A 9,883-nucleotide genomic window follows, 5' to 3' on the forward strand; every position below is an offset into this window, starting at 1 on the left:
CCACCACGCGCAGCAGCGTGGACTTGCCGCAGCCGGAGGGGCCGAGCAGCGCCAGGAAGCCGCCCGGCTCCACGTCGAAGGAGACGTCGTGCAGCGCCGGGGGGGGGGGGGGGGGGCGGCCGGCCCCCCCCCCCCCCCCCCCGCCCGGGCCCGCCCGCCGCGCGCCCCCAGGGCCAGCGCGGCCGGCGACAGCTCGTTCATCGGCTCCGTCCCTCCTGCCCCCAACCACCGGCGACTATGCACCGGCTTGCAGCGGCCGCCAGCTTCGGCTCCGATCCGTCCGGCGAGTCCGCGCCGCCTTCCCGGCGGGCCGCGGTCCCCCGGAGCGAGCCGGATGCCGATCCTGCGCATGGCCCTGCTGGCGATGCTGCTGGTCCTGACCCTGCGGCAGGCGGGTGCCGCCGGGCTGCAGCCCGAGCTCGACACGTCGAGCCCGATCGCCACGCACCGCGCGTTCCTGGCCGAGACGCAACGGCTGCAGGCGCTGTTCCAGGACTATCGGGCCCGGCCCAGCTTCGCCGGCGAGATCGCCCTGGCCTTCGCCATGAAGCGCATCGCCGACGGGCTGCTCGACCTCAGCCAGTATCCGCCCGCCACCCGCGCGCGGGACGGCAATTTCGCGGTGGGCTACCTGGCGGACATCCTGCACCGGCTGCCCGTGCCGGGCCCCGAGGCGATCGCCGGGCTGGGCGAGGCAAGGCGCTGGAGCGTGCCGGGCACCCAGATCCGGCTGGAGCGCATCGCCGAGGGGCCGCGCGCCGGCGACTGGGTGTTCTCGGCCGAGACGGTCGCGCGGCTGCCGGAGTTCCACGCCCAGATCATCGGCCAGCCCGTGCTGCAGCCCGGCGCCGGGGAGAACTGGCACGAGACGCAGATGCGCGCGACCGGCCCGCTGCTGGCCGGGCTGGGCCTGGAACGGCTGCCCGCCTGGCTGCAGGCGCGGCTGCTCGGCACGCTGGTTTGGAAGGCGCTGCTGTCGGCGCTGGCGGTGCTGCTGGCGGCGGTGCTGGTGCTGGCGTGGCGGGGCGCCCGGGGGGGGGGGGCCCGCCCGCGGCGCCCCGGCGGGGGGGGGGGGGGGGGGGGGGGGGGGGGGGGGGGGGGGGGGGGGGGGGGGGGGGGGGGGGGGGGGGGGGGGGGGGGGGGGGGGGGGGGGGGGCGGGGGGGGGGGGGGGGGGGGGGGGGGGGGGGGGGGGGGGGGGGGGGGGGGGGGGGGGGGGGGGGGGGGGCCCCCCCGACCGGCTCGGCCCGCTCGGGCGGCGGCTGCTGTGGCTCAGCGTGCCGGCGCTGCTGGCGGTCGCGACGCTTGCCGCGCACGCCTTCATCGTCTCCCAGATCGTGCTGACGGGCCTGCTCGGCGATGCGGAATCGCTGCTGGCGATCGCCGCGCTCTATGTCGCCGCCGCCTGGGCCGCCTGGCTGCTGTGCTGGCTGGTGGTGGAGGCGGCGATCGCCTCGCCCGCGATCCCGGATGACAGCTTCGACGCCAACCTACTGCGGCTGCTGGCCCGCGTCGGCGCGCCCTTCGCCGCGGGCTCGGTGCTGTTCGTCGGCGCCAACGACCTCGGCGTGCCGGCGGTCGGGCTGCTGGCCGGCGTCTCGATCGGCGGCATCGCGCTGGCGCTGGCGGCGCAATCCACCGTGGAGAACCTGTTCGGCGGCCTCTCGATCTTCGCCGACCGGCCCTTCCGCGTGGGCGACGAGATCCGCTTCGGCGAGGCCGGCGGGACGGTGGAGGCGATCGGGCCGCGCTCCACCCGCATCCGCGGCGCCGACGGCACGCTGACCACGGTGCCCAATGCGGACCTGGCCAAGATGCAGGTCACCAACGTCTCCGCGCGTATCCGCCACCTGTTCCGCCATCGCTTCGCGCTGCCCGCGGCCACGCCGCGGCAGGTCCTGGCGGCGCTGCCGGCGCGGGTCGGCGCGCGCGGGGCGGCGCATCCGCAGGTGGACCGGACGGCGCGGACGCCGCGCGCGCGCCTGGTCGGCTTCACCGGAGAGCAGGTGGAACTCGAGGTCGAGGCGGAGGTGCGGGCTGGCAGCGAGGGGGAGTTCCTGGCGGTGCAGGAGAGCCTGATCCTGGTGCTCGTGCAGGCGGTGGAGGAGAGCCTGGCGGAGGGCGCGGTGGCCTCTCGGCCGGCTTAACTCCGCGTCCGCCGCCGGCGCTCGGCCCGCAGCCGCGCCCAGTCCGCCAGGCGCTCCGCGACCGCGCGCTCCGCGCCGCGATCGGTCGGGCTGTAGAAGCGCTGCGGGTCCATCCCCTCGGGCCAGTAGTTCGCGCCCGAGAAGCCTGCCTCGGCGTCGTGGTCGTATTCGTAGCCCTCGCCATAGCCGAGCTGCTTCATCAGCTTCGTCGGCGCGTTGAGGATGTTCTGGGGCGGCATCAGGCTGCCGGTCTCCTTCGCGGCGCGCATCGCGGCGCCGAAGGCGGCATAGACCGCGTTCGACTTCGGCGCGGTGGCGAGATGCAGCACGAGCTGCGCCAGCGCGAGCTCGCCTTCCGGGCTGCCGAGGCGTTCGTAGGTTTCCCACGCGGCGATGGCGAGCGGCAGCGCGCGGGGATCGGCCATGCCGACATCCTCGGCGGCGAAGCGCGTCAGGCGGCGCGCGATGTAGCGCGGGTCCTCGCCGCCGGTGAGCATGCGCGCAAACCAGTAGAGCGCGGCGTCGGGATCCGATCCGCGCATCGCCTTGTGCAGCGCGGAGATGAGGTTGAAGTGCTCCTCGCGGTCCTTGTCGTAGAGCGCGGCGCGCTTGGCCAGCAGCGCGGCCAGCGCGGCGGCGTCGAGCGGATCGCCGCCGGGTGGGATCGCGAGCAGCTGCTCGGCCATGTTCAGCAGGTAGCGCCCGTCGCCATCGGCCATGGCGCGGAGCGAGGCGCGCGCCTCCGGCGTCAGCGGCAGGCTCCGCTGCTCCAGTGCTTCCGCGCGCGCCAGCAGCTTCTCCATCGCCTCGTCGTCGAGGCGCTTCAGCACGAGAACCTGGCAGCGCGAGAGCAGCGCGCCGTTCAGCGCGAAGGACGGATTTTCCGTCGTTGCGCCGACCAGCGTGATGGTGCCGTCTTCGACAACAGGCAAAAAGCCGTCCTGCTGGGCGCGGTTGAAGCGGTGCACCTCGTCCACGAAGAGCAGCGTGCCTTTTCCTTTGCGCCGGCGGTCGCGCGCGTCGTCGAAGGCGCGCTTGAGGTCGGCGACGCCGGAGAACACCGCGGAGAGCGGGTGGAAATGCAGCCCCGCGGCCTCGGCAAGCAGGCGCGCGATGGTGGTCTTGCCGACGCCGGGCGGGCCCCAGAGGATCAGCGAGGAGAGCGAGCCGCGCGCGAGCATCAGCGTGAGCGCGCCGGCCGGGCCGAGCAGCTGCTCCTGCCCGATCACCTCCTCGAGCGATCGCGGGCGCAGGCGATCGGCGAGCGGGCGCGGGCCGGCGGGGGCAGGCTCTGCTTCCGGCGCGGTGTCGCCGAACAGGTCGGGGGCGCGGGCCATGCGGGCAGTGTGGACCCGCGCCGGCTTGGCGGGAACCGCCCGGCGAGGCCATGCTGCGCGCAAAGCTTACGGAGGACACGCCATGATTCGCCTGACCCGCCGCGCGCGCGGCGCCGCGCTGCTCGCCGCCCCGCTGGCGCGGCCGGCCCTTGCGCAATGGGCGCCGACGCGCACGATCCGGCTGATCGCGCCCTATCCGCCGGGCGGCGGCGTGGACACCACCTCCCGCCTCTTCGCCGGGCCGATGGGCAGCGTCCTCGGCCAGCAGATCGTGGTGGAGAACCGCGCCGGAGCGGGCGGCTCGATCGGCGCGGCGGAGCTCGCGCGCAGCGCGCCGGACGGCCACACCATCATGATCGACGCCATGGCGCACACCGTGAACCCGGCGCTGCTGCGCAACCTGCCCTTCGACTACGCCACCGCCTTCACGCCGATCAGCCAGGTGGTGGTGCTGCCGCAGATCCTGGTGGTGAACCCGAATGTGGTGCCGGCGCGGACGCTGCCGGAGTTCGTGGCCTGGGTGAAGGCGCGGCCGGGGCAGCTTTCCTACGGGTCCTCGGGCAACGCCACGGCGGCGCATCTGGCGGCGGCGCTGCTGGTGAACCGCGCGGGGCTCGACATCCAGCACGTGCCCTATCGTGGCGGCACGCCGGCGCTGCAGGATCTGCTGGGCGGCAACATCGCCTTCGTCTTCGGCACCGTCTCCTCCTCCCTGCAGCTGGCGCAGGACGGCAAGCTGAGGCCGCTGGCGGTGAGCACGGCGCAGCGGATCGCCTCGCTGCCCGAGGTGCCGACCGTCGCCGAGCAGGGTTTTGCCGGCTACGAGCTGAACGAGTGGAACGGGCTCTATGCGCCCGCCGGCCTGCCGGCGGGGGCCGCGGATCGCCTGTATGAAGCGGCGCGGCATGCGCTGGCGGATGCCGCCGTGCGCCAGCGCCTGGCTGCGCTGGGCGCGCTGCCGGTCGGCACGCCGCCCGCGGAGTTCGCGCGCTTCGTGACGGCGCAGCGGGAGGCGATGGCGAAGCTGGTGCGGGAGGCCGGCATCGAGATCGGTTGAACGGCCGGAAGGCCGGTGAGAGGATCGCCGCTCCGGCGTGGCCGAAGAGCCCGGCCGGGATTGGAGGAACGCTTGGCACAGTCTCTCACCCGGCGCGCCGCCCTGGCGCTGCCAGCGCTGCTGGCCGCGCGCGGCGCCGCGGCGCAATCCTGGGCACCGGAGCGGGCCGTCCGCATCATCGTGCCCTTCGGGCCGGGCAACTCGACGGACGCCGCCGCGCGCATCCTGGCGGATGCGCTGACGCCCAGGCTCGGCCGGCCCGTGGTGGTCGAGAACAAGCCGGGCGCGACCACCACCATCGGCACCGCCGAGGTGGCGCGCGCCGCACCGGACGGGCACACGCTGCTGCTCGCGCCGCCGCCCTTCGTCATCACGCAGTTCGCCTTCCCGCGCCTGCCCTACAATCCGGAAGCGGCGTTCCGGCCGGTGGCGCTGGTCGCGACCTCCCCCGTGCTGCTCGCCGTGCGGGCCGACCTGCCGGCGCAGAACCTGGCCGAGCTCCTGGCGCTGGCGCGCGCGCGGCCCGGCGAGCTCAGCTATGCGAGCGTTGGCGTCGGCTCGCTGCCGAATGTGGCGGCGGAGCTGGTGGCGCTGCGTGGCGGCGGGGTGAAGCTGCTCCACGTGCCCTACAGCAGCGGCGGCACCGCGGCCACGGACTTCGCCGCCGGTCGGGTGGACATGTTCTTCACCGTCGAGCTGGAGATCGCGCCCTTCCTTCAGGCGGGCAAGGTGCGGGTGATCGGCACCCTCTCGCCGGACCGGCTGCCGCGGATGCCGGACGTGCCGACGCTTGCCGAGCACACGCCGGGTCTGCGCGCCGAGTTCTGGATCGGCTTCCTCGCGCCGTCGCGCACGCCGGATGCCGCGGTCCAGCGCCTGCACGACGAGGTCAACCGCCTGCTGGCCGAGCCCTCGATCGTCGCGCGCCTGCGGGACGTGGCGCTCATCGCCGCGCCGCGCGACATCCCCGCCTTCACCGACCTGCTGGCGCAGGAGCGGCGGCAGTGGAGCGATGCGGTGCGGGCCGCGAATATCCGCATCGAGTAGCATGACGCCCGTCTCCTCGGCGCCGGTGGCCGGCGTGCTCGCCGGCCGGGTCGCCGTGGTGACGGGCGCGGCGGCGGGCATCGGGCGCGCCGTCGCGCTGCTGTTCCATCGGGCGGGCGCGCGGCTGCTGCTCGTGGACCGCGACGAAGCGGGCCTCGCCGCCCTGGCCCTGGAGACGGGGGCGACGGCGTTGGCTGCGGACGTCACGGCGGAGGATGCGCCGGCACGCATCGTCGCCGCGGCGGCGGCACTCGGCGGCCCGGATGTGCTGGTCAACAATGCCGGCGCGAACACCGTGCTGCCGCTCGACGAGACGTCCGATGCGGCGTGGGCCGCCGCCGTCGCGCTGAACCTCACCAGCGGCTTCCGCCTGTGCCGGGAGGCGGTGCGGGCGATGCGGGCGCATGGCCGGGGCGGCGCGATCGTCAACATGGCATCCGTGCAGGGCAAGCTCGGCCAGGCGCGGTTCTCTGCCTATGCGGCCGCGAAGGGCGGCATGCTGGCGCTGACGCGGCAGCTTGCGGTGGAGTGCGGCGCCGACGGCATCCGCGTGAACGCAATCTCGCCCGGCCTGGTGCTGACGGAGGCCTTCGCCGCCACGCTCGATCCCGAGGATCTGCGGCTGACGACGGAGGGGTATCCGATCGGGCGGGTGGGCCGCCCCGAGGACGTGGCCCATGCCGCCCTGTTCCTGGCGAGCGACGCGGCGGCCTTCGTGACCGGCGCCGACATTCCGGTGGATGGCGGGCTCTCGGCGCAGAACGCCGCCGCCGTGGTCTCGCCGCGGCTGCGCGGCTGGGCGGGCCGGCCGCCGCTGGCCTTCGCGGCAGGGGAGTTGCCGCCGGCTTGACGGCCCGCTTCCGGCAGCGCCATTCCCCCGGCCAAACCAACGCCAGGAGAACCACGATGCCGGTCCTCAGCCGCCGCGCGATGCTCGCGGCCGCCCCTGCTCTCGCGCTGCCAGCCCTCGCCCGCGCCCAGGGCGCCTGGCCGACGCGCTCCATCCGGCTGGTGGTGCCCTTCTCGGCCGGCGGCGCGGCGGACAGCTCTGCCCGCGTGCTGACGCCGCGCATGGGCGAGGTGCTCGGCCAGGTCTTCGCGGTGGAGAACCGCACCGGCGCCTCCGGCAGCCTCGGCGGGCTCGAGGTGGCGCGGGCGACGGACGGCCATACCTTCCTGTGGGATGCGTCGAGCCACCTGGTGAACCCGGCGCTGCTGCGCAACCTGCCCTTCGACTACGCCACGGCCTTCACGCCGATCTCGCTGGTGGTGCTGTTCCCCTCCGCCGTCGCGGTGAAGACCGATTTCCCGGCGCGCACGCTGGCGGAGTTCGTCGCGGCGGCGAAGGCGCGGCCTGGCGCGATCACGGTCGGCACGCAGGGCAATGCGACGGCGGGGCATCTCGGCCTGCTCGCCTTCGCCAAGGTGGCGGGGATCGAGGTGATCCACGTGCCCTATCGCGGCGGCGCCGCGGCGGCGCAGGATCTGGCGAGCGGCGCGATCGACGCGGTGTTCACCACGCTGGTCTCGGCCGGGCCGGTGGTGGATTCGGGGCGCGCGCGCTTCCTGGCGGTCGGGACCACGGAGCGGGTGGAGAGCCGGCCCCAGGTGCCGACCATCGCCGAGAGCGGCTATCCGGGCTTCGAATCCAACGAATGGGCGGGGCTGTTCGGGCCGGCCAGCACGCCGGCGCCGGTCGTCGCGCGGATGTATGACGCGCTGGCGGAAGCGATGGCGGTGCCGGCGAACCGGCAGCGGCTGATCCAGATCGGCTGCGTGCCGGTGGGCTCGCGCCCCGCCGATTTCGCGCGCTTCGTCACCGAGGGGCGCGCCGCGATGGCGACCCTGGTGCGGGAGGCGAATGTCCGGGTGGATTGACGCGCCGCCTTCCCACCACCCCGTCCCTCCCCCGTGAACGGGGGAGGGAGAAGAGAGCGCACGGACCTGACCCCGCCCCAACCGAACCAGAACCTCGCGGGCATCGCGCTGATGTCGGCGGCGGTGCTGGCCTTCTCGCTGAACGACGTGCTGGGGAAGTGGCTGGTCGCCACCTACTCGGTCGCGCAGGTGCTGGTGCTGCGGAGCATCGCGGCGCTGGTGGTTCTGGCGCCCTTCATCCTGCGCGAGGACATCGGCCATCTGCTGCGGCCGAAGCGGCCCTGGCTGCAGGCTGGGCGCGTCGCCTTCGGCACGATCGAGGTCGCCTGCTTCTACTGGGCGGTCTCCATGATGCCGCTGGCCGACACCATGGCCTTCTGGATGGCGACGCCGATCTTCGTCGCCGTCGCCTCCGCCCTGCTGCTGCAGGAGAAGCTGGATCGCGGGCGCTTCGTCGCGGTGGCGGTCGGCTTCGTCGGCGTGCTGCTGGCGCTCGGCGCGGGGCTCGACTTCGGCTGGCTGCCGACGCTGGTGGCGATCCTCGGGGTCTGCGTCTACTCGGCCTATCTGCTTTCGACGCGGGCGCTGCGCGGCACCTCGGCGACGGTGCTGGCCGCCTACCAGATGGGGGGCGCGCTGCTCTTCGGGGCGGTGATGCTGCCCTTCGCCTGGATCCCGCCGACCGCCTTCGACGTGCTGCTGCTGATGCTTTTGGGCGTGGTGGGCGTGGTGGCGCATCTGGCGGTGACGCGCTCCCTGGCGCTGGCGCCGGCGCCGGTGGTGGTGCCCTGGCAATACGCGATGATCCTGTGGGGCATCCTGTTCGGCTGGGTCTTCTTCGACGAGGTGCCGACCGCGACCATGCTGGCGGGCGTGGCGGTGATCATCGGCGCCGGCTTCTGGCTGACCCGGCTGGAACTCCGCGCGGCAAGGGCATGATGCGGCCGGGTAGGACAGGGACTCTGCCTCAGCCGCGCGCCGCGCTATGATCGCCCGCCAGTCACACACCAAGCATCCCGAGGCGGCGTCCATGAGCACCGGCGCGTTCCCCATCACCCGCACCACGGCCCCGCGCCCGAAGCCGGCCGATGACAGCCTGGCCTTCGGCAAGGTGCTGACCGACCACATCTTCCTGATGAACTACGACGAGGGCCGCGGCTGGCATTCGCCGCGGATCGAGCCCTATGGCCCGCTCTCGCTCGACCCCGCCACCTCCGTCCTGCACTACGGGCAGGCGATCTTCGACGGGCTGAAGGCGTTCCGGGGCGATGACGGGCGCATCCGGCTGTTCCGCGCCGACCGCCACGCCGCGCGCCTCAACCGCTCCGCCCGGATCATGTGCATGCCGGAGATGCCGGTGGACATCGTCCGGCAGAGCTTCGACGCGCTGGTCGGCCTCGACCACGACTGGGTGCCGCGCAAGCCCGGCACGTCGCTCTATCTGCGCCCGACGGTGATCGCGACCGATGTGATGCTCGGCGTGCATCCGGCGCACAGCTACCTGTATTTCCTGATCCTCTCGCCGGTGGGCAGCTACTACAAGGAAGGCGTGAAGCCGGTGCGGATCCTCGCCTCCGACCGGCATGTGCGGGCGGTGAAGGGCGGCACTGGGGAGGCGAAGACGGCGGCCAACTACGCCGCCAGCCTCGCCGGCCAGCAGGATGCCGCGGCGGCGGGCTACACCCAGGTGCTCTACCTCGACGCCGTGGAGCATCGCTGGCTCGACGAGGTCGGCACCATGAACATCATGGTCCGCATCGGGGAGGAGGTGATCACACCCCCGCTCGCCGGGACGATCCTGGACGGCGTCACGCGGGCCTCCACCATCCAGCTGATGCGCGACTGGGGCCTGACGGTAACGGAGCGGCAGATCGCCATCGAGGAGATCCTGGCCGCCGCCGATGCCGGCACCCTGAAGGAGATGTGGGGCACCGGGACCGCCGCCGTGGTCTCGCCGGTCGGCGTGCTCGGCCACAAGGACCGGCAGGTGACGATCAATGGCGGCGAGACCGGGGAGGTGACCCGCCGGCTCTATGACGCGATCGTCGGAATCCAGTATGGCCGGACCAACGACCCGCATGGCTGGACCAGCCTGGTGCCCGTGGCTGGTTGACTCCGCCCCCCGCTGCCCCTATCTCGCGCCGCTCGAAAGGCCGGTACCATGAAGATCCGCAACTCGCTCAAGACCGCGAAGACCCGCGACAAGAACTGCTTCCTGGTGCGTCGCCGGGGGCGGGTCTATGTGCTGAACAAGAAGAACCCCCGCCTGAAGGCCCGCCAGGGCTGACGCAAGGGCGGCTGGCGCAGGCCGGCCCCGGCCAGGGCGCGGGCGCCCCGCGCGCGCGGGGGGGGGGTAGGCCCCCCCGCCCGCCCCCCCCCCGCCGCGGGGGGGGGGGGGCGGGGGCGCCCCCCCCCCCCC

11 protein-coding genes are annotated in these 9,883 nt (G+C 74.2%); 9 read left to right on the top strand and 2 right to left on the bottom strand.

The window, feature by feature from the left end:
• Nucleotides 1–229: ATP-binding cassette domain-containing protein (locus AC1MIR_RS23400; protein ID WP_480030590.1), on the bottom strand; the 229-nt coding region annotated here is incomplete at its 3' end.
• A gap of 105 nt (nt 230–334) precedes the next feature.
• On the opposite strand from AC1MIR_RS23400, the gene AC1MIR_RS23405 reads away from it, so the two are divergent.
• Entirely contained in the window at nt 335–1,342 is a 1,008-nt protein-coding gene (locus tag AC1MIR_RS23405) for a hypothetical protein (protein WP_480030591.1), read from the top strand.
• A gap of 296 nt (nt 1,343–1,638) precedes the next feature.
• Nucleotides 1,639–2,145, top strand: coding sequence for a mechanosensitive ion channel family protein (locus tag AC1MIR_RS23410; RefSeq protein WP_480030728.1), 507 nt, complete (start codon nt 1,639–1,641; stop codon nt 2,143–2,145).
• On the opposite strand, the gene AC1MIR_RS23415 is transcribed toward AC1MIR_RS23410, so the two are convergent.
• On the bottom strand, nt 2,142–3,482 hold the full coding sequence (locus tag AC1MIR_RS23415) for a replication-associated recombination protein A (RefSeq protein WP_480030592.1): 1,341 nt from the start codon (nt 3,480–3,482) through the stop codon (nt 2,142–2,144). The two genes, AC1MIR_RS23410 and AC1MIR_RS23415, sit on opposite strands and share 4 nt — an antisense overlap.
• 82 nt (nt 3,483–3,564) lie before the next feature.
• Between AC1MIR_RS23415 and AC1MIR_RS23420 the strand changes: the two genes are divergently transcribed.
• The 7 genes from AC1MIR_RS23420 to ykgO all read left to right on the top strand — a co-directional run bounded on the left by AC1MIR_RS23420 (nt 3,565) and on the right by ykgO (nt 9,751).
• Entirely contained in the window at nt 3,565–4,539 is a 975-nt protein-coding gene (locus AC1MIR_RS23420) for a Bug family tripartite tricarboxylate transporter substrate binding protein (RefSeq protein ID WP_480030593.1), read from the top strand.
• Nucleotides 4,540–4,611: 72 nt separating this feature from the next.
• Nucleotides 4,612–5,586, top strand: a complete 975-nt coding sequence (locus AC1MIR_RS23425) for a Bug family tripartite tricarboxylate transporter substrate binding protein (protein WP_480030594.1) — start codon at nt 4,612–4,614, stop codon at nt 5,584–5,586.
• 1 nt (nt 5,587) lies between these two features.
• On the top strand, nt 5,588–6,436 hold the full coding sequence (locus AC1MIR_RS23430) for an SDR family NAD(P)-dependent oxidoreductase (protein WP_480030595.1): 849 nt from the start codon (nt 5,588–5,590) through the stop codon (nt 6,434–6,436).
• Between the two features lie 56 nt (nt 6,437–6,492).
• Nucleotides 6,493–7,464 carry a Bug family tripartite tricarboxylate transporter substrate binding protein gene (locus tag AC1MIR_RS23435; protein ID WP_480030596.1) on the top strand — a complete coding sequence of 324 codons (972 nt, stop codon included), beginning with the start codon at nt 6,493–6,495 and terminating at the stop codon, nt 7,462–7,464.
• A 33-nt stretch (nt 7,465–7,497) separates the two neighbouring features.
• Entirely contained in the window at nt 7,498–8,403 is a 906-nt protein-coding gene (locus AC1MIR_RS23440; protein WP_480030597.1) for a DMT family transporter, read from the top strand.
• A gap of 91 nt (nt 8,404–8,494) precedes the next feature.
• Nucleotides 8,495–9,577, top strand: coding sequence for a branched-chain amino acid aminotransferase (locus AC1MIR_RS23445; RefSeq protein WP_480030598.1), 1,083 nt, complete (start codon nt 8,495–8,497; stop codon nt 9,575–9,577).
• Nucleotides 9,578–9,625: 48 nt separating this feature from the next.
• Nucleotides 9,626–9,751 carry a type B 50S ribosomal protein L36 gene (gene ykgO, locus AC1MIR_RS23450; protein WP_109872693.1) on the top strand — a complete coding sequence of 42 codons (126 nt, stop codon included), beginning with the start codon at nt 9,626–9,628 and terminating at the stop codon, nt 9,749–9,751.
• Nucleotides 9,752–9,883 lie beyond the last annotated feature (132 nt).

Source organism: Falsiroseomonas sp. RANM36 (genome assembly GCF_056682175.1).

Excerpts from the sequence above, each read along its gene's own strand:
- AC1MIR_RS23405 (WP_480030591.1), top strand. The coding sequence starts at position 335 with ATGCCGATCCTGCGCATGGCCCTGCTGGCGATGCTGCTGGTCCTGACC.
- AC1MIR_RS23415 (WP_480030592.1), bottom strand. The coding sequence starts at position 3,482 with ATGGCCCGCGCCCCCGACCTGTTCGGCGACACCGCGCCGGAAGCAGAG.
- AC1MIR_RS23420 (WP_480030593.1), top strand. The coding sequence starts at position 3,565 with ATGATTCGCCTGACCCGCCGCGCGCGCGGCGCCGCGCTGCTCGCCGCC.
- AC1MIR_RS23430 (WP_480030595.1), top strand. The coding sequence starts at position 5,588 with ATGACGCCCGTCTCCTCGGCGCCGGTGGCCGGCGTGCTCGCCGGCCGG.
- AC1MIR_RS23435 (WP_480030596.1), top strand. The coding sequence starts at position 6,493 with ATGCCGGTCCTCAGCCGCCGCGCGATGCTCGCGGCCGCCCCTGCTCTC.
- AC1MIR_RS23445 (WP_480030598.1), top strand. The coding sequence starts at position 8,495 with ATGAGCACCGGCGCGTTCCCCATCACCCGCACCACGGCCCCGCGCCCG.
- ykgO (WP_109872693.1), top strand. The coding sequence starts at position 9,626 with ATGAAGATCCGCAACTCGCTCAAGACCGCGAAGACCCGCGACAAGAAC.